The organism is Paenactinomyces guangxiensis (genome assembly GCF_016055185.1).
GTDB lineage: Bacteria > Bacillota > Bacilli > Thermoactinomycetales > Thermoactinomycetaceae > Paenactinomyces > Paenactinomyces guangxiensis.
The window spans coordinates 48,950-69,158 of record NZ_JAECVR010000004.1 but is presented as its reverse complement, the minus strand read 5'-3'; the positions used below and the strand labels follow the sequence as shown (position 1 = coordinate 69,158).

At 48.2% G+C, this 20,209-nt stretch carries 15 protein-coding genes; 3 read left to right on the top strand and 12 right to left on the bottom strand.

Going from position 1 to position 20,209, the window contains the following annotated elements; translation table 11 throughout:
* Positions 1 to 11: 11 nt before the first annotated feature.
* From I8U27_RS05785 to I8U27_RS05735, 11 genes are all read right to left on the bottom strand, one after another.
* Positions 12 to 2,879 (bottom strand): VWA domain-containing protein, encoded by a 2,868-nt coding sequence (locus I8U27_RS05785; RefSeq protein WP_181750881.1) that lies wholly within the window; start codon positions 2,877 to 2,879, stop codon positions 12 to 14.
* Positions 2,869 to 4,680 (bottom strand): VWA domain-containing protein, encoded by a 1,812-nt coding sequence (locus I8U27_RS05780; RefSeq protein ID WP_181750880.1) that lies wholly within the window; start codon positions 4,678 to 4,680, stop codon positions 2,869 to 2,871. Before I8U27_RS05780 ends, I8U27_RS05785 begins: the two co-directional genes overlap by 11 nt.
* A gap of 21 nt (positions 4,681 to 4,701) precedes the next feature.
* Positions 4,702 to 5,616, bottom strand: a complete 915-nt coding sequence (locus I8U27_RS05775) for a DUF58 domain-containing protein (RefSeq protein ID WP_181750879.1) — start codon at positions 5,614 to 5,616, stop codon at positions 4,702 to 4,704.
* On the bottom strand, positions 5,613 to 6,617 hold the full coding sequence (locus I8U27_RS05770; RefSeq protein WP_232345267.1) for an AAA family ATPase: 1,005 nt from the start codon (positions 6,615 to 6,617) through the stop codon (positions 5,613 to 5,615). The genes I8U27_RS05775 and I8U27_RS05770 overlap by 4 nt, the downstream gene beginning before the upstream one ends.
* Positions 6,618 to 6,845: 228 nt before the next feature.
* Positions 6,846 to 8,471 carry a hypothetical protein gene (locus I8U27_RS05765; protein ID WP_181750878.1) on the bottom strand — a complete coding sequence of 542 codons (1,626 nt, stop codon included), beginning with the start codon at positions 8,469 to 8,471 and terminating at the stop codon, positions 6,846 to 6,848.
* A 174-nt stretch (positions 8,472 to 8,645) separates the two neighbouring features.
* Entirely contained in the window at positions 8,646 to 9,557 is a 912-nt protein-coding gene (locus I8U27_RS05760; RefSeq protein WP_181750877.1) for an ABC transporter permease, read from the bottom strand.
* On the bottom strand, positions 9,514 to 10,491 hold the full coding sequence (locus I8U27_RS05755; RefSeq protein WP_181750876.1) for an ABC transporter ATP-binding protein: 978 nt from the start codon (positions 10,489 to 10,491) through the stop codon (positions 9,514 to 9,516). The genes I8U27_RS05760 and I8U27_RS05755 overlap by 44 nt, the downstream gene beginning before the upstream one ends.
* Positions 10,488 to 12,776 (bottom strand): DUF7408 domain-containing protein, encoded by a 2,289-nt coding sequence (locus tag I8U27_RS05750; protein ID WP_181750875.1) that lies wholly within the window; start codon positions 12,774 to 12,776, stop codon positions 10,488 to 10,490. Before I8U27_RS05750 ends, I8U27_RS05755 begins: the two co-directional genes overlap by 4 nt.
* A 249-nt stretch (positions 12,777 to 13,025) precedes the next feature.
* Complete coding sequence (gene yfkAB, locus I8U27_RS05745; RefSeq protein ID WP_232345279.1) at positions 13,026 to 14,171, bottom strand: radical SAM/CxCxxxxC motif protein YfkAB; 1,146 nt, start codon at positions 14,169 to 14,171, stop codon at positions 13,026 to 13,028.
* A 156-nt stretch (positions 14,172 to 14,327) separates the two neighbouring features.
* A complete protein-coding gene (locus tag I8U27_RS05740; protein ID WP_181750873.1) occupies positions 14,328 to 15,929 on the bottom strand; it encodes an ABC-F family ATP-binding cassette domain-containing protein in 1,602 nt (533 codons plus the stop codon).
* Between the two features lie 757 nt (positions 15,930 to 16,686).
* Positions 16,687 to 17,910 carry an MFS transporter gene (locus I8U27_RS05735; protein ID WP_181750872.1) on the bottom strand — a complete coding sequence of 408 codons (1,224 nt, stop codon included), beginning with the start codon at positions 17,908 to 17,910 and terminating at the stop codon, positions 16,687 to 16,689.
* A gap of 392 nt (positions 17,911 to 18,302) precedes the next feature.
* On the opposite strand from I8U27_RS05735, the gene I8U27_RS05730 reads away from it, so the two are divergent.
* The 3 genes from I8U27_RS05730 to I8U27_RS05720 all read left to right on the top strand — a co-directional run bounded on the left by I8U27_RS05730 (position 18,303) and on the right by I8U27_RS05720 (position 19,900).
* Positions 18,303 to 18,725 carry a DUF2621 family protein gene (locus tag I8U27_RS05730; RefSeq protein ID WP_181750871.1) on the top strand — a complete coding sequence of 141 codons (423 nt, stop codon included), beginning with the start codon at positions 18,303 to 18,305 and terminating at the stop codon, positions 18,723 to 18,725.
* A 176-nt stretch (positions 18,726 to 18,901) separates the two neighbouring features.
* A complete protein-coding gene (locus I8U27_RS05725) occupies positions 18,902 to 19,108 on the top strand; it encodes a cold shock domain-containing protein (protein ID WP_181750870.1) in 207 nt (68 codons plus the stop codon).
* Between the two features lie 273 nt (positions 19,109 to 19,381).
* On the top strand, positions 19,382 to 19,900 hold the full coding sequence (locus I8U27_RS05720; protein ID WP_181750869.1) for a GNAT family N-acetyltransferase: 519 nt from the start codon (positions 19,382 to 19,384) through the stop codon (positions 19,898 to 19,900).
* A gap of 47 nt (positions 19,901 to 19,947) precedes the next feature.
* On the opposite strand, the gene I8U27_RS05715 is transcribed toward I8U27_RS05720, so the two are convergent.
* Positions 19,948 to 20,121 carry a hypothetical protein gene (locus I8U27_RS05715; RefSeq protein WP_181750868.1) on the bottom strand — a complete coding sequence of 58 codons (174 nt, stop codon included), beginning with the start codon at positions 20,119 to 20,121 and terminating at the stop codon, positions 19,948 to 19,950.
* Between the last annotated feature and the right edge of the window lie 88 nt (positions 20,122 to 20,209).

The window sequence follows — 20,209 nt, the reverse complement described above, 5'->3', positions numbered from 1 at the left end:
CCCGGTCCGGATCACAGTTTTTTTTCTCTCTTTCTTTTTGCCGCAAGAAGGCGGGAAAGATGTGTTTCATCTGATCGGGATTTCGTTCCGCTGTCTCGGGACGACGAATCGGTAGATGGTTCCGTTTTCGCAGTATCTACATTCTTTTTCCCCTTTGTATCAGGTATAGAAACAACATTTTGCTTTGTTTTTGTTTGCTTGATGGCTTCGGAAATCTCTGGTCCGGTCCGCTCATCTTTGATCCTTCGTTTGACTGCTTTCCTCGATTTTTGTTGGATCTTTCCTAATTGCTGCGTATAGGGCGTCGAAGATACCTGCGCCGGACGGGTTAAACGGTTCTTTATGCGCCGCCAGTCTTCTCCGGAAACGGAGATTCTCCGAACAGCGATGTCAACCGGCCATAACAGGGCGGCCAGTAGGAGTAAAAACAGGGAAATATCTTGTCCCGCCCATTTATCTTCCAGATTATCGGCAAAACTTTGGGACAGATCCGTGATGATACTCCCCCCGCCCTGTGCGGCAATTTTCCGGACCCGCTCTTCGCCTCCGGCCATCAGGTTGTATTCCGGTGAATAGGGAACGGAGATGCCATAGGTGCCGACTGGTTGTTCCCCAGCCTTTCCTTTTGCCGAAGCCTGCAAAAGATAGGTTCCCGGTTGGTCTGCCTGAAAAGAACCTGCAAAATGGCCGGGGGCAACAGCTTTGGCCACGACCTGTTTTTTGTTCAATTTGTCGTCAATCACTGTAAACCGCACTTGGTCCGCAGAAGCAAATCTTTCCGGCGGGCCTTTGGCCTCCAGCCGTACTGTACTGCCTTCAATCTGGCAATCAATATATAAACCGCTGGTATCATATTGGGGGAATGTCCAACTGACCACATGGTTCCAAAATGGAGAGAATTTTTGCCATCCAACCCAGGCTTTTGACCATTTCCCATTTAAATCACTGGTCCAGGCAACAGTTCTTCCCAAGCCATATTGCCATCTGGCTAAAACCGGGTCCGGATAGTGGCTGGCAAGTACTGTTTCCGCTGTTTGCTTGGGCGTTGTTGCCACATATCCCCGCAAAGGGGGAACTCCTTTGAATGCTGCAAACCAGTCGCTTCCTCCCGTCCACTTGGGGATAAACGGTTGATCGATGATATAGCTGCGAATCGCCATCGACGCTTCTTTACTGAAAATGGTGGGGATCGAACCGGCATCTGTTGCCAGATAATATCTTCCTTTCGCTCCATCAGCCAACGATTGCAACAACGCTTGATCCGCATCCGCCCCTACCGCCACTGTAGACAGGGTGATTTTCTCTTTTTTTAACCTCTCGGCCAGGGCCTGGTAATTCCCTCCAGGAGATTGTCCGTCTGTCAACAGAATCATATGCTTACGTTTTACTTTAAGCTGACGCACTTTTTGGTATGCCGCTTCCAGGGCCGGGTAAATATTGGTTCCTCCATCAGCCGGAATGGTGCCAATCCTGCCTTGTATCTCACTGTGATTCTTTACCAGCTGCGGCTGCACCACCCAGTCGTTCCCGTCATCAAAAGCAAGTACTCCCAGCTGATCCTGGGGCGTGAGCAGTTCTGTCGCCCGGATGGCGGCTTCTTTTGCCAGGTCGATCTTCTCACCCGACATACTGCCCGATTTATCGATCACCAGCATCAACCCCAGGGAAGGGACCCTTTTTTTGTCGCGCAGATCCATATGTACGGGCAATGCTTCTTCAATGGGGGTCCGGAACCATCCTCCCAGAGCAAATCCTTCCTCCCCTCCCGACATAATCAGCCCTATCCCCAGATCTTTCACAGCGGTACGCATTTGTTCCATCTTATACTCCGGGATCGAGTAAGCCGGAGTATTGACCAGCACGATTGAAGAATAACGCTGGTAATTCTCCAGGTTTCCCGGCAATCCCGCCGGATTTGTCTGTTCCACTTGTACGCCGGTCGCGCGAAGAGCTGAAATGAGATTGGCGGCTTCCCCTTTGTTTCCTTCTACCACCAGCACGATCGGCTTTCCTGTCACCTGACTAAATCCATACGCCTGATTGTTGTTGGGCAGCGTGTCGCGGTTTGCCTGAATTTCCACGCGGTAGCGCAAAAAACCGCTCCCTTGACCCGGAACGGAAAAGGAGTATTGATTTTCCCCCTTATTCACCAGTACATTTTGCGTTTCCAGCATCCGATTTCCCACAAACAGGCGAAGGTTGGCCCTGGTATCAGCCGTTGAGGTTACTTTCACTTTCAGAGTGGCTTTTTCATTGGCATATAACCGCTCGGGCACTTGCAGATCAGATACGAGCACTTCCGGTCCTTCTTTTTGCCGGAGAGGAATCACATCGACACGGACCCCGCGTTCACGCAGCATTCTTGCCTCTGCTTCGGCCGATCCTTTCGTTTCATTTCCGTCGGTAATTAAGACAACCCTGCCTTCAGCGTCTGCCGGCAGCATTCCCCCTGCCAAACGCAGCCCGCTTGCGAGGTCGGTCGCGTTTTTATTGATAACGGCAGATAAGGTCGGAACCTCATCTGTTTCCGTCAAGGATCGCTCTACCACCGAAGCCGCCCCGGTTGAGACCACAGCTACCTGATCATCCGGCTTCTTTTCCGCAACAGCCTGTTGCAGCAAATGTAACACTTCATCTGGATTTTGGATCGATGCGGACCTGTCAACAACAAACACAACTGATTGATGATTGACAGGCGACAGAAACTGAGTTCTTGCCAGAGCAAGTACCAGAAGCGAAAAAACAAGCATACGCATGATCAGAATGAGCTTCTTTTTTGTTCTTTCAAACCGTTTTTCCTGTCTCCACCAGGTCCATAACCCCCAGGCGACAGGAAGAAAAAGAAGGAGCAACCAGGGATATGCCCAATTAATAGCCACGGCTGAACACCACCCATTCCAATCCGACTGCAGCCATCGAGAAAAGGGCTACCCACCACCATAATTCCTGTTCTCCGGCGGCCGGGGTATTTTCCTCCCGCAAGGAGACAGTCGGAACCTTTTGCGGACCGATTTTCGACTCCTCATTGGGGAAAGGGACAGTAAGATAATGAATCAGTTTGTTTTTCTGATCATCAGTGACACGATACAATCCGGACCGCTCAGGCACGGTATAGGTGAGTACTCCTCCCCGGAGTGGTTTGGTCTCTTTATCGGCATCAGGAGTTTGAATCTGTACCTGTTGGATCGCAGGTGGAAGACTTAGTTTGACAGACTCTCCGGCTTCCGCCTGTGTACCGCTGATTCCGGGAGCGGGCGCGAGCCAGTTGAACGCCTGCACCATTAAAACAGGAAATCCGGGCTGGAGTGGAAGATCGGACTTCTGCAGATCAAAAGTAAAAACGACGACACGTCTTCCCTGGTGTTCCCCTGCTAAAATAAGCGGAGTATCTCCAGCATGCAAAATTACGTCAGCCCAGGCAGGTACTTTAACTTTTTTTACATCGGCAATATGAATCTGCTGCAGCGGAACCTGATTCATGATGGGATGCCTCTCGTCTTTGGTCACATTTCCTGTGACCGCAGTTGTTCCGGTCACAGGAATGTCCGGGACTGAAGAATCAGGATTAAACAACAGCAAATGACCCTTTTCAGGTAAACCGCCTTTGCCTTCATTTATCACGATGACCGGGAATCCGCCGCCTGTTGCCCGGGTACGATCTGCCTGAACAATCTCCGCTGTTTTTACCAACTGCAAAGCTTTGCTTAAAAAGAGGTTTTCCTTTCCTGTTAACAGTATCCTGGTTTTATCCGTTTGCTGCGGAATTGCCCACTGCTCATTGTCAAGGGGCAGATGATCTCCGGATGAGGCAATTTTGACATGATAAAATCCCGCCAGTGGCAGCTTGTCCCAGCTTATCGACGTGCTTTCATTTTTCTTCAGCCGGACGGTACGAGTATCCAGGATTTGACCCGTATCGTTTGATACTGTTACGGTCACTTGAGCATCCCTGTTTCCAAAATGGTCCAGACGGGCAAACAATCCTGAACCGGTACCTTTTCCGGATGTGGACAAGGACCCGATGGACACATTTTCCGCCGCCGTACCCATCTGTAAAAAACGATGAGGGAACAGATTGAGATCGCCGGACTGGTTAGCCCCGTCTCCGAGCAAAATGATTTCAGAAGACGGTTGTTTTGATATGAGAGCATGAGCCAGTGTCAGTGCCGATTGAATATCACTTGACCCCACTTGTCCCTCAAGCTGGTCTACAGCCTGATGAAGCGCAGCAAAATCATTGCTCTGTGACAGCACCACCCGCGGCGTTCTGCCCACTTCCACCAGTGTGACTGTCTGGTCCCGATTCATCCGGTCAATCATCTGGTGCGCCTTCTGTTTGGCTTTTTCCAGGCGGGTCATCTCCCCTTCCACCGCTTGCATACTGCCTGATACATCGATCAAAAAGATGGTGTGGTCCGCTTTCAGACCCTCTGTCGCGATCGCAGGACGGCTTAAGCCCAGCACAAACAGGATCGCAGCCAGGAGTTGCAACCACAGAAGCAGGTGCCGCCATAACTTCTCCCAGGGACGGTTGGCTTCCATTCGTTCCAGCACATGTTCCCAGAGTAACGTGCTGGAAATGGTTTGGTCCTGATATTTTCGTTTTAACAGATATAAAAGCAAAATAGCAGGCAACAAAGCGGCTGCCAGCCATAAATAAGCGGGTTGGATCCAGTGCATCTCTCCACCTCCTCACTGCGGCTACGTTCTCACCAGGCCGGCCCTCCGCAACAGCGAAAACAAAATCGTCTCCAATGACTCTTCTGCAGCCACAGGTACATAGGTGATTCCTCTCCGAAAACACCACTCTTCCATATTTCTGCTGAACTGCCGGAACGTTTCCCGATATGTACGGAGCACCACCGGGGAGAGGGCCACCTGCTTCTCCTTCCCTGTCTCACAGTCCAGCATCCGCAGGTCTCCGGTAAAATCAGGGTTCCGCTCCTCCTCGGCCGTAAGATGAATAAAGCTCACCTGTTGCCCGGCTCCCTGTAAATATGACAGCCCCTTCTGATAACCTGAGGGGGAAAATCCATCTGAAAATACAATAGCCATTCCCGAACGACGCGGAATGGCTCCGGGGTCGGACAATGCTTGATTGATATCCCCTTCCCCCTCATACACAAGGGAATCCAGAAATTGAAACGTCCGCAGAACTCCCGCTCTCCCTTGTTGGTCAAGAAGTTTCTGTCCCACTTTGTGCCCGAAGGAAAAGAGGCTGACCCGGTCGCCATGGTGCAAAGCCAGATAGCTGAGGGCCGCAGCAAGTTGAATCGCCATTCTCCCTTTAGCCGGAGAGTTCCAGTTCATTGACAAGCTGGTATCAAGATAGAGATGGACTTCTGTCTCCCTTTCGTCGAGAAAGGTTTTGAGAAACCATTTTCCCAGCCGGGCATAAGCGGACCAATCAATCTGCCGGATATCATCGCCGGGATAATATGAACGATAGTCGGCAAATTCAAGTGAACTTCCAAGCATCTGCGAACGTCTCTGCCCTGTCTGCATCCCGCGCACCAATTGGCGGCTGACCAGTCTCAATCGTTCCAATCTCGCCAAAAAGACGGGATCAAATAAAGCAGGCGCGGCTATTTCCGCCTGGTTCACCCGGTTACTCACAAGGAACTTCCTTTTTTCATTTCTGTAAGGAGATCACTCACCAGCTGGTCAGTGGTGATCCCTACCGCCTCCGCTTCAAAGTTACGAAGGATTCGGTGGCGAAAAACGGCTGGTGCAACCGCTTCTAAATCCTCACGGGATGCATTGAAACGACGGTGCAGAAATGCTCTTGCTTTTGCGGCCTGTACCAGGGCTTGTACACCGCGCGGGCCCGCTCCGGCACGCACATATTGGCGGATCGACGGCGGTGCACCGGCATGGGACGGATGAGTCATCATGAGCAGATGAACTCCTGCTTCCACAACTTCATCAGGAACGAGCAAATCCCGCACGGTAGCTTGCATTTCCTGTAATGTTGCCCCATCGGCCACTTTGCCGATTTCCACTTTCCGGTTCGACGAGGTTTGGATCACAATTTGTTTCAATTCAGCTTCTGTCGGAAAGTCCACCACAATTTTAAGTAAGAAGCGATCTAGCTGTGCTTCAGGCAAAACATAAGTCCCTTCCATCTCCAACGGATTTTGTGTGGCCAGCACAAAAAAAGGCTCCGGTAACCGCCGTGACTCTCCGGCCACGGTGACCGTGTGTTCCTGCATCGCCTCCAGCAAAGCGCTCTGTGTCTTTGGAGTGGCCCGGTTAATCTCATCAGCAAGAACAAGATGGCCAAATACCGGTCCGGGCTGGAAGCGGAAGGTGGTTTTTCCTGATTCATCAGTGGTAATTATCTGCGTTCCCACAATATCTGCAGGCATCAAGTCAGGTGTAAACTGAATGCGGGAAAAAGAAAGGTCGAGGGACTGGGAAATCGTGCGAACCAGCAGCGTTTTACCCAGACCCGGCACCCCCTCCAAAAGTGCATGGCCTCCTGCCAATATGGCGATCAGCACCTGTTCAATCACATTTTCCTGCCCGATGATAACCTGTCCAATCGAAGCCTTTACTTGTTCAATCACGTCCAGTTGCTTGTCCCATCTCTCTTTCCACTTGGCTTCCGCTGACAAATGAAGTTCCTCCTCTTTTTTTCTGTGAAAGTATCGACTAAGTAATCAAACGGAGAAATCATATTTGCGGCGAATGACTTTAGCCCCCGCTACGGCACAGAGTTCCACAGGGACAAGAAATCCCAAGAATCGGAAATTCCAAGAACTTCTATGCCGTAAAATATGATTTCGGAGCGGGTCAAAACAAACTTTTATCCCCGAGTGATGTCGGCAAGTCATGAGGATTTTCTATGGTTCAATCGATGAAAAATACTCCCGGATGATCTGTTGCAGTTCAGGGGATAGATCACCCCGCTCCAATGCCTGGCGAACATCAGTTTCATACTGGGTAAACACTTGGTCATAGGGCCGGCTTATACCAGGCAAGGTAGTTTGTGTATGGCTTTGATGTTCCGTTCCTTCTCCCTGGGGGCCACCCACAGTTTCCCCGGGTCCGCCGCCGTTGATCCTGGACCAGGGAACCAGTACATTGCGGCTGCCGGCCCCTGTGCCGATCCCATTTCCTTGACCGCTCCCTGAGCCCGCCCCGGATCCGCTTCCATTTCCCTGGCCGTTTCCTGAGCCTGTTCCCGGCTGGCTGCCGGTACCTGATCCAGAGAGGGATGAGCCGCCTGTCTGGTTTCCTGATGAACCGTTGCTAGAAGCTGAACCATTTGCAGACGTTGCATTGCCGTTACTGTTGCTCCCCGTTCCGGTTAGCCCGGAAGCTGCTGCGACAGTTGTTTTTCCGGCCTGTACCACTTGTTGGCTCCGGCTTACCATTTGTTGGTCCGCCTGCTGCTGGTTCATGGCTGTGCCTGCTGCAGACATTGCCTGGCTCAGTGTTCCGGCCGCTGTAGCAGAGTTGGATGCAATTTCTGCTGCTGCCTGTTGTAACTGTTTGGCTGCATCGCGGGCCGAGGCAGAAGCAGACTGTGACCACTGCTCCGCAAGTTGATTCAGTTGCCGGGCGAGTTTCTCTTTCTCCTCCGGGGTTAAACTCTGTAAAGTTTGTTTTATTTCCTCTCTGGTTTGCGCTTTTGGCTGATTTCCGCCTTCGCTCATCGCTTTGCCAAGGGAAGCCAGCTTCTCCTGCTGCATCCATTCACTCAGCTGTTTATCCGCCGGGGCTTTGGCCTGGTCCGCTTTCTTTTTTAACTCATTTAATCTTTCTTCACTTTTGGCCATTTCTGCTGCCGCTTGTTCTAAAGTCTCACTTTTCTTTAACTGTTCTGCCAGTTGGGAAAGCTCTTTTTGCAAAGCTTGTTTTACTTCCGGGCTGATCTTCGCTTCTTTCTCCACCTGCTCTTTTTGCTTCTCTATTTTTTCTTGCTGGTTTTCAATGGCCTGTACAACTTTTTCTTGCTGTCGCGCCATTTCCGTCAGCGGATTGGGAAGGAAAAGGAGCAGAACGGCGAGTGCAACACAAGCGAGAATAGCTAATCCTTCTTTTTTGCTTCCCCAGGCAAGCGGAAGGCACTGATCTATTTGCGGAAGCTTTTGCTTAAGGTGGTAGAGGGCATCTTTTCGCTGCAGAGAAACCAGCGGACCTGTTTGCTCTCTCAGCTGCCAGACAGTGAGTAAACGGTCATATAATTTCAGGCGGTGGTCAATCACATGGACAGTTTCATGCCAGGTCGGTTTCCGCCATACTCCGATGATAAGCCCGGTTAAACATCCCCCCAGCAGGACCCATCCGGCCGCCTCATTCGGATGGGCCAGGGGAACGGCACGGGCCAGCAGAAGAATGGCACATGCCAATCCCAGGCCAAGCCACAGCCCCCTTTTTCCCCAGATTAAAACGCGCTGTTTCCAAATGCGGTTTCGCCCGGCGGAAAGAGAAGACAACCAGGCGGGCAGGATTTCCCGTTTCATCCAAATCACCTCCATGGTCACCAAAGCCCTGCCTCATTAAATCTTCATTTTTCTGTGAAAGTGTGTATATCTAAGAGGGAAGGCAGGATTCTGTCTCGCTCTTGATCGGCGCCCTGCAAGAAAGTAGAGATGGCCGCTCCCCAGAACTCTGCTTCCCTGGCAAGATTCAAACTTTCATTCGCTGGCTGTCGCATCCCGGTCATGCATGTTTTCGGTGCTACCGGTTTTCCTGGCCCATTTCCAAATCCGGAACCGTACGGGTGAAAGCAGATAGATGCTGCCGATCAACAGCAGGACAGACAAGATTGAATAAAAAGTGATGTAAACATCATAAAGGTTCAAACTCAGTTTTAACCCTGAAAAGTCAAATTGCGAATACTGAGCATAAAGGAGAGTGATGCCCGGATGGAGAGCGGCCACAATTTCAGCAATCAAAGGAGGATTTTGTGCGAATGATGGTGCCGGATTCATGGCAGCGTACAAAATGGTTACCAGATATAAAACAACCAGCAGACCAATCCCGATCAGCGCTACCGTCATATAGGCCAGTACCGTGGCAACCCCGGTCCGTTTGATGAGGGAAGAGAAAAAGATACCGAGGCTCCCCAAAAAGATCATGGTGACAAAGAAATGGACAAACATTTTCACCACCTGCTCCGGCGAAATGCCCCCGAACAGGAAAACGATGATATACAGAGGAAAAGAGGCAACCAAAAGCAGGATCATAAAGCTGAGTGATGCCAGCCATTTGCTTAGTACAATTTTAGTCGAGGACAAAGTGGTCGTCAGCAGAATGGGCATGGTTTGCCGCTCCCTCTCCCCGCTGATTACCCCGGCTGTGATTCCGGGTACGACAAAAGAGAGCATTAACAGTTGCACCATGGACAGCCCTGTAAAAAGGAACATGCTTTCTTCCGGGTCAAACCAGTTCTGCCCTTTCTTAAATAAAAATAGAAGTGTGAGGATAATCCCTCCCATAATCAGGAGATATAATGATATAAGCCAAGGCGTTTTTTTCGACCTCATCCGCCACTGAAACTCTTTAGCCAGTACCGGATTGGTCCATCGTTGCCACAACTGTTTCATGCTCCATCACCTCCCTGTTTCCTCCGGTTATTTGTAAAAATACATCTTCAATATTCACTGATATTTCGCTGAAACTGACTACCGGAATTTTTTGGGCGACCAATTCCTGGAGCAACTCCGCTTGTACACTTTCATCCCCATTCACCTTCACAATAATTTTGTTCTCCTCAATGTGAGCGGAAAGCACATATGCTGTTTTCTCCAGGTACTGTTTCACCGTATCCGCCCCGTGCAGCACCCGGACTTCCAGGGTCCGTCCCTGTTGGATTTGTGCCGTAATATCCGCGACCGAACCATTGGCAACCAGTTCTCCCTGTTCCATCACTCCGATTGAATCACACAGACTGGCCAGTTCAGGTAAAATATGTGAACTGATCATCACTGTTTTGCCCATCTCCCGCAGCTCTTTCAAAACTTCGCGAAACTCGATTCTGGCACGCGGATCCAATCCTGATGCCGGTTCATCCAGGATGAGCAACTCCGGGTCATGGACCAGGGCACGCGCCAGCCCAAGCCTCTGTTTCATTCCCCGCGACAATCCGTCCACAAAAGCGTCCCGTTTATCCTGCAAATTGACAAGCTCTAACAATTCCAAAGCAATTTTGCGGCGAATCTGCTTATCTATACCGTAGCAAGCGGCGTAAAACTCTAAATACTCCAGAGCGGTAAGGTTATCGTACACACCGAAGAAATCCGGCATATAGCCGATGATGCGTCGTACCTCTTCCCCCTGGTTCATGACATCCAGACCTCCCACCCAGGCCCGGCCGGAGGTTGGCTTTAACAAAGTAGCCAGGATTAGCATCGTTGTTGACTTACCTGCACCATTCGGGCCGATAAAGCCAAAGACGGTTCCTTTTTCGATGTGCAGATTCAGATTTTTTAAGGCAGGAAATTTCCCATAGTGCTTACACAGATTTTCTGTTCGGATCATTGTTTCACTCTCCCTTCTATCTCAATCTGCGGCTGTTGAATCATCTGGTGGGCATTTATATGAACTCGAATGCGCACCCGTTGATCTTTTGAGAAATAGGAAGAGTATGCTTTTTTATTCATTGCAGCCAGCAGTTCCCACCGCTGGTTTTGCCAGTTATAAATTTCAGTCTTTACTTTGTCGGTCCTGATATCAAGGCGGTTAATCCGGTCAAACTTTTGCTGTAGAGGGAATTCAAAAGTAATCGTTCCATTGTTATCCATCACCACTGGTTTGCGATCGGAAAGAAAATCCTGATAAGCGGGGTACGTAGAGTTGATTATCTCAGGTTCGATCTCTCCAAACAGCAGGGTTAAATTTCCCTGTGCATCCGTGTTTTTGCTTATGGTACCGTTAACCAGATAAAGATTGGCGCTTTTGATTTTGTGATCAGTTACTTCTGTTTTGATCAGAGGATCTTCTGTCCAACCGATCACATCGTATTTACGAATCGGCGGCAATTTTTGCGAGGCAAGGTAATAAATTTCTGCTTCCCGCCCTCTGAATCTTAACGGATTCACCTGCAACCGCCCGCCTGAGGTTGACATTTGCCCGGTAAAATCCTTACTTTCGCCAGGTTTTAAGTCCCCGATCGTCACATGACTGTTTCCCAAAAGAACTTCCACATTTTTTAACTTCAGGCGGGTTCCGTTGTTCACCTTTCCAACCACCCGGCCGTTTTGGTAAGAAAAGCTGCCGGTCAAGTTGCCTCCCACCTGTTTGGTCAACTCAACATACGACTCTCGTATGCTCCATTGAGGAACGTTATCATAAAGGATGCTGGCACCATTCTGTAAACTGATCCATTTTTTTGACCCGGCTGATTGAGGGGAAATATGCTCGTGCTCTATAGGCCAGGCAAATCCGTCAGGGAATTTTATTTTATAATCATCCGCATCTTGCGAAACAATCGCAGAAGCACCATGAACAGACGCGAAGCCCGATGAATCTGCATTGACGATTCCAATGTTGTGCACCAGTACAGCATTGCCCCGCAGATTGTTTCCATAGGCATAAAGTCCGGCGGCGACCAGAATTCCGACCAGGGGAACAGCCACCCAATTCCATTCATGCTTTTTCCGCCGGGCAAATACCCAGTAGGTTACAGGTCCCGCAATAATCACGTACAAACCGAACACAACAATGAGAATACTCATTTTGGGAAGAGTGATATGCGGCATTTTCTTTAAGGCATTTTGCAATCCCCATGGATCCCGAAAAGCACCTATTCCATTATATTGCATCATCTGCCTCTGATCCGTTTCCTTCAGAAAAAGCAGTTGCTGGCTCCATAACTTCTTGTTCCCGGCCCAACCGTCCATCGGCGCAACAGCCAAATCATAGCCGGCATAAAATACTTTCCCCTTCCCGACATTTCGCGAAGCCAATAATACCTGCTCCCCACTGGTTGCCAGCGCCCGGCTTCCTTCTTTCAGCACGCTCTGACTGATCTCAATGGTACCCGATGGCGGCGGCCCCCATGTAGAGAGGCTTTTCAGATCGCCGGCGGTACCTGTTTTCCCTGTCAATTGAACAGGTAACAGACCTTCCAGCCCTTTTGCAGTGACGGTTGCCTGATTCCCTCCCCCGATTAGCAGCCTCCCCCCATTGGTCACCCACAGGTGAATCGCGTTCAATTGTGCCGGGGTCAGCGACTCCGATGCCAACCGGTTGATAACCAGAACATCCAATCCGGACAATCCCTGTGCCTGTACGGGAATATCCTTCACGGTAAGCGGGTATGTATGTACAGACAAGTTCTTGTCATCTGCCGCAACACCTTGAGCAAATGGAGCAACGCTATGATCATCACTCAGCACACCAACGGCCAAATCGTTGGTGCCCAGCTGCCTCCCCCCGATTTTCCGGGCAGCGGTCACTTCTCCGTTAATCAGAAGGACGACACTGGCATCAGGTCTCGCCATTTTTTTTGGAACAATCAATGTGATCTCTTTGGTTGCTCCTGAGGCGACTTCAATTTTTTCCGACGGGAATGCCGTCATTTTTTGATTGTTGCTATTGGAATCAGGAACTGTAACAGACAGTTCTCCCTTTACATTCGATGTTCCGGTGATTCGTACCTTGACAGGCACAAAATCCCCCTTGTATTCCCCTTTCCAGCCCGGCTCCACTTCCAACCTGGCTTTTTGCGGTGCCGACTCGGTCAGGTTGACCGGGAAGAAGGATAAGGGAACCGCTACTAAACAAACCAGACAAACCCAGCGGCAGAGCTGTTTCCATCTCACCTTGTTTCACCTCTTCACTTTTTTAAGACGAAAAATATTTCTACAAAGTTTCAAAAATTGGGCTACCTTTTCATACTAACACGATTGAAAGGCAGACAGGAATGATTGTCTATATTTTATTACATATATATATTCGCCTTTAACCATTCACTTTAGGGTGAAAAAACCTCCTGTTTTTGATCAGGTAGCCGGGAGGCAGAAACCTTGCTTCCAAATGGAAGAAAATCCCCACTCCACGCGGGGATTATTTCAACCTTCGTTTACCTGAACCACTTCCACTTTCGCCTTCCGCTTTGTAAAGTCCCAATCTCTGTAATAGGCATTGGAAACCAGGATGTTTGGCCCGGCACAATGCGCTTCTGAACAGAAACAATGGTGTTGTTTGGCTACCGGCAGTTCAAGCCAGCGGGCAAAAATATCTGTTAAACGATGCCGGCGGATATTTCCCAGCGGTGGTACATCACCAAAATCCGTAACAATGACATCACCGGTAAAGGCGTTGATGTTGAGGCGGTTTCGCCCATCAGGGTCCTGGCGCACGGTGAGATTCTTTTCACGATGCAGGCGAAGCCAGAGGTCGAGATCCGATTGCCGGTCACTGCAAGGGAAAAATGGCAAGGTCCCTAACAAAATCCATACATCAGGCTCTCTTCCCTCCACCAGCCGCAAAATCGTTTCCCGGTATTCGTCCAGGGTAAGCAATTTCATTTCCCTGGCAAAGTCGCTGGGATAGAGTGGGTGCACTTCATGGCGGCGACAGCCCATCTCTGCAATATCCCGGTGCATTCCCGTAATGTACCGCGCCGTGAAAGGACTGAGCAGCGATTCTGCAGAGATGAATACTCCTGCATCAGATAAGGCGCGTGCATTTTCTTTCATCTGTTCAAACAGCTTTTCTGCCGCAGACAGGCTCACCTCTTTCCCGTACTTTTGAAAAGCGATGCGGTAAAAATCATGTACATCCCGGTAGTTATAGGAGATATGCAGAACATCCAGGTCTTCAATCCAATCCTCATAGCGGGATAGCGGAAGGGTAAGATTGGAATTGATCTGTGTATATATTCCCCTCGATTTGGCATAACGCAAGAGAGGGCGAATCGTCTCATTAACAACACGGGTGCTCAGGATCGGTTCTCCGCCCGTAATGCTCAGAGTCTGCAAAGTATCTACTTCATCCAGACAGCGAATAAGCTGATCGGCCGGCAAAGGAGTTCCTTCTTTTTCCACCAACGTTTCCCCCACCGCGCAGTGTTCACAGCGCAGGTTGCAAAGGTTGGTGACAGTAAACTCCACACTGGTCAGCTCGTAGAAGCCCTTCTCACTCCGGGTATACCAGGCATCCCAGGGATCCCAGGCGGGGGACAAAGGCTTCTTTTCTGAAGCTTTTCGTTCCAACACAGTCTCTCCTCTCCGTTTTTCCTCTGCCAGCAGGCACGACAGGTAGTATAAACCAGGGAAAAAAGTACCGTCAATGATATCTCTCACCATTTCAATCCCCGCAAAAAAGCCGCAAGCCATCAGCAGAACTTGCGGATCTTTCCAAGCGCTTGTTTATTTTTGCGTTTGTTTGTCCTGTAGCTCCAGGTACTCATCATAGGTGATATACTTATCGAATAAACCGTCAGGCAGGATTTCAATGATCCGGTTAGAAATGGTTTGTACAAACTCATGGTCATGCGCGGTAAACAGGATGGTGCCTTTAAATTTAATCAACCCTTTATTGAGTGCGGTAATAGACTCCAGATCAAGGTGGTTGGTCGGTTCATCCAAAAGCAATACATTGGCGCCGCTCAGCATCATCCGCGCCAGCATACAACGCACTTTTTCGCCTCCGGACAACACAGCAGGCTTTTTCATCACTTCTTCACCTGAGAACAACATCCGGCCCAAAAAGCCGCGCAAGTAAGTCTCTGTCTGATCCCTGGAGTACGGACGCAGCCAGTCGACTAAGTTTGACTCATTTCCCTCGAAGTAGCCAGTGTTGTCTTTCGGAAAATAAGCTTGAGAAGTAGTGATCCCCCACGTAAATGTGCCCTCATCCGGCTCGATCTCTCCCATCAGGATCTGAAACAATGTGGTATTGGCCAGTTCGTTACTGCCGACAAAGGCAATTTTATCCCCTTTGTTCACAATGAAGCTCACATTGTCCAACACTTTTTCGCCATCAATCGTCTTTGTAAGACCCTCAACGCGCAGCAGATCATTCCCCGCTTCCCGGTCCGGCTCAAAGTGAATAAACGGATAGCGCCTGGAAGATGGTTTAATATCTTCCAAAGTCAACTTCTCCAACTGCTTTTTTCGGGAAGTGGCCTGGCGGGCTTTAGAGGCATTGGAGCTGAAACGCGCGATAAAGGATTCCAACTCTTTCCGTTTCTCTTCAATCTTCTTATTCTTTTCTTTCGCCAATTGTAACGCGAGCTGGCTGGATTCATACCAGAAATCGTAGTTCCCTACATATAACTTAATTTCACCAAAATCAATGTCCACAATATGTGTACAAACCTGGTTTAAAAAGTGGCGGTCGTGGGAGACAACGATCACCGTACTTTCAAAGTCCAGTAAAAAGTTTTCCAACCAGCGAATCGCTTGAATGTCCAGATGGTTGGTCGGCTCATCCAGCAACAGGACATCCGGCTTTCCAAACAATGCTTGCGCCAACAATACTTTTACTTTCTCTGACCCGGACAGATCTTTCATTTTCTTATCGTGCAACTCTTCCGGAATCCCGAGGCCGGACAGCAGGATCGCTGCCTCCGATTCTGCCTCCCAGCCGTTTAATTCGGCAAACTCCGCTTCTAATTCCGCCGCCTTCATGCCATCTTCATCTGAAAAGTCCGGCTTTGCATAGAGCGCCTCTTTTTCCCGCATGATGGCATAGAGGCGGGAATAGCCCATGATGACTGTGTCTCGCACCACTTCTTCTTCGTATTGAAAGTGATCCTGTTTCAGCACCGCCAGCCGCTCCCCCGGTGTGAGGATCACTTCGCCCGTGTTGGGTTCTACTTCCCCGGATAAGATTTTAAGAAAGGTAGACTTCCCCGCACCATTTGCCCCAATCACTCCATAACAATTACCGCGGGTAAATTTTATATTTACATCTTCAAACAGTTTGCGCCCTCCATAACGCAAACCAACTCCTTGTACTGTAATCAATCTGAGATTCCTCCGTTCGCAAAAAATTCCGGGCAAACTTTTTCCTGCTCTGTTACCGATTGTAACATTTCATTGCTGAAACAAAACCCTGTATTTCAATCAAACTCCGAAAAACAAAGATTCTCTGTTCTTTTTATAAATATGAAAGCGTAAAATTTGTCATCGTTCTGTTTCTCTATAACCCTAACGTAACTACAAGATTACATTCAGATTACAAATGGGCAAAAGCGCAGACAAGCGGAATCGGCAGCTATTATAATGGGATCAACAAGAGGACATTCGGAGGTGTGCATGATGAATAACACATCAATCGGAATCTTTAACGCTGCTCTTCTCAGCATCCCGCTCTGGGGTTTAATCTACTATGCTGTACGCCTCTTCATCGGATAAAAAATAAAACCAATTGTTCACAGACATATTTTACTCGAAATTTAATCACTTTGACATAAAACACGGATTATGATGGAGGTTATCAACGATGAACAACGCACCGATCGGATTATTTAACGCCGCCTTATTCAGTATTCCGCTCTGGGGGTTGATCTACTTTACGGTCAGCCTGTTTGTATGAAATATTACATATAAAGTAAACACCCTCATCTTGAACAGGTGAGGGTGTTGTTATTTGGATTCAATAAAGCGAAACAGACATTTTAAATCTTTTCTTGGCAGCTGCATCAATCAGCATCTGTTTACCCAAACGGAATCCGCCCTTTTTAAAACAAGCCTGCATGAAAAAGCCTCCGCAGGCGAATAGTTATGACTCACCGCCAACCGCTCTCCATCTCTTCAGCCAGAGAAACGCAAAAATAAAACAGGCAACCGTTCCGCTGAGATAAACGATCCAAATCCCGCCATCGACACCAAGCAGGCCGAGTCCCCATTGAGGGCCGAGTGCGGCGCCCAAGTCAGCGGCCAACGCATAAAGAGTGGTTGTCTGAGAAATGGATCTCTGTTTCGCCACAACACTTAATAAAGAGTCGGCCAATGTTGTCAGAACTGTTGACAGGATTAACAAAACCAGAATCAGAGCCGCCCAGGCCCCGGCGTTTAGGCCCGCGGGGACCAAGCCCATCCCGGCTCCAAACAACAGCAAAGAAAAGATAAAGATGGGCACTCTTCCATGGCGGTCAGACCATCTGCCAATCGAAACAGCCAAAAACGGCTCCCAGACCCAACGTATACCGAGAATAAAACCTGCGAGAACAGTGGACGGAATAAGAAAACTTGCTATATCAACCTGTCCGGGGAAACGAGAGGTAATCAAAGAGCTGAAAGTAGAAGTGATCACCCCTTGAATATAAAAAGAAACCATAAAGCCGGTCACAAATACAAGCATCTCCATCCTGTTGACATGAAAAGAAATTTTCGCTTGCTTTTGTGTCTGCTCTGTACGCTCCGGGCTGACTCCCCGCATCTTTATGACAAAAGGGATAAATAAAACAGGCATAACCCCCAAAAGAATCGCAGTCATAGAGAAGCCTATTTTTACGGCAAGAATTGTTCCTACCAGCATTCCACCTAAACTTCCCAACCGATAAAGCCCGTTATACCAGCCCATTCCCTCTCCGTGATTATTCTCATTTGCCACACTTACAACGGCAATCATTCCGCCAATTCGCAACAAAGACCAGGCACAGCCCCAAATCACCCGTAAAATCAACCAGGCCGCCAGTCCCTGGAAACATCCGTATCCCACGGTAGAGATGATACTTAAAAACAGTGCCACCCACATTCCGGTTTTCCAACTCATTTTGTGATAGATCCAGCCGATCACCGGATTAAGCGGCAAGCGGACCAAACGGTTGACTGAAAGCAGCAAACCGACTTCCCATAACGAAGAAAGCCCTGCTTGCTTAAAAAAAATAGGTAATGTCACATACAGCATAGAGTCGCCGAGCAAGCAAACGGCGGTCAGGAGTGAAACAGAGATCACCGTCCCTTTCTCATCCCCCGCCGCTTTCCCTGTACTAAATTCCATCTCTCTCACTCATCTACCAGCTTATTTTTAAGAAAAAAAGAAGGAAATATAACTATAATACATATTTATTCAACATTCGTAAACTTTATTTGTTGGTAATACATAATTACCTTTCATAGATATTGATTTTAATATCCATAACGAACCGCCACTTCCGGCACGTGAAAAATTCGGTAACCCAATTGGCAGACTCAGAAATCCTTCCGTCTCCTCTGAGATAAAAAAGTTCCCTCCCGAGCCCGACATTTGTGCAATTTCATTGAAAAAATCGCTGCGGGGGAGCTGCAAAAGTTCGATGGATTGTAAACAGCCACCGCCTGCCCGGCCTTGCTTCCCCCTTTTCCGCTCTTATATAATGATTAGTTGAAAGAAGCATGAAAGAGGTGTGAACCGTGCCGGCCTGGTTACAGTGGTTCTATTTGTTTTTTTGGATCATGCTCATAAGCTTGATGGCGATTGGCGGATACTTTATGTTCCGCAAATTTCTAAAATCACTTCCCAAAGCTGATGGAAAGTCAGACCTGGATTGGCAGGATTACTATATAAAACAGACATATCATTTATGGACCAGTGAACAAAAATCATTGTTAAACGATCTTGTCGCACCTGTCCCGCAATTATTTCGCGATGTAGCAAAACAGAAAATAGCCGGAAAAATCGGGGAGTTAGCTTTAAAAGCCAAAGCGGACCGCATGACTGAAGAATTTATCATCAAAGGGTATATTTTAGCTACTCCGAAGCGGGACCACAAATGGTTAATTAAAACATTACAAAAGAAAAATATAGACCTATCTCCCTATCAACATTTATTTTAATCATCCATTAGTCTTATTTAACGGTTGAAATTTTTCCCATGCCATGTTATGATATGTGTACTACGTTAAAAAGTGGCTTTGAAAGTCAAGTTTTAATCTTGTGGCCTCTTGTTTTAACAATAGGTTCAAGTGCTTGCGATTGGCCCGCTTTTTAATGGAAAGAAGGAGGCCCAAGAATGAAGGGTAAAGTAAAATGGTTCAATGCTGAAAAAGGCTATGGCTTCATCGAGCGCGAAGACGGTGGCGATGTATTCGTACACTATTCCGCCATCCAAGCCGACGGATTCAAAACTCTTGAAGAAGGCGAGCCTGTTGAGTTCGACATCGTCGAAGGCGATCGTGGTCCTCAATCCGCTAACGTAGTTCGGCTGAACCACGTTTAATTTGAATCAAAATTGCAATGCGCTTTCCCAAATGGGAAAGTGCTTTTTATTTTCTTTTTGCAATGACGGAAAAGCAGATGATATGCTCCTTGTTACCAGTAAATCTGCTTCTCTCATTTTTTTCTCTGTTTTGATGTATCTTCGATTACTGTGAAATTTCAGGTTTCCCCATTTGACAAAACTATGGAAATCCCGTGCTTTCTTATGATATACATAAATCATATCTTTATCACAGACATCAAAGCAAAGGACTTTTCGCAGAAGGTGAACATCATGGGGCAAAAAATAATCAGCCAAACGGTTTTAAGCAAACAACAACTTGAAGATATTGCGCAGCTCCACCAAATTTGCAATCAATACGAACAGCTGAATATCAAGATCAATTGGGATCTGTTGAAGCAAGCCACGAAGACTTTGGGGCCTGGGTTGAGTTTGGATAAAAAATGTTTCAATTTGAATGATGAACATTCACATCGCAATCTAACCCGTGACTTTGCCCAGCCTAATTATCTGCACCTGCAACTTGTGAAAGAAGGAACATTAATCGGAAAAATAAGCCTCTGCCGGGAAGAGAGAAATATCCACCTGTACGGTTTTTGCGTTGATCCGTCCCACCAGGGACAAGGAATAGGAAAGTCTATTCTTCTGCAAATCATTAATCAGTTTAAAAGCCAGGCCGGCACTTTTACTCTGGAAGTGTCCGCCACAAACCGCCACGCCTTGCGCTTATATGAAAAATGCGGGTTCGGCTTATCGGCTCAAGATGATTATTATGTATTGCCTGTTTTATGATTAGCGGGTGGGGAAACGGCAAAAAAGACAGATGGCCTTATCTCGGGCTATTCCTCTTTTTTTGCGAGAAAACGGTCCTGTATAAAGAGACCCAGAAAAAACATGATTCCGAAAAATAGCAGTGCAGGGATAAAAGAATTCTCTTCGATCCGGATATTTTCATTTAACACCGGTCTTTCTAAAATCATGAACTGCAAAGGAGCCGGAATCCAACTGATCATAAAACCACTCCTCTAAAATCAGGATTTTTTATCACCTGCAATTGAAAGTTGCTTTCCCGATGCGCCGATTTTCGATTCACCATACCAT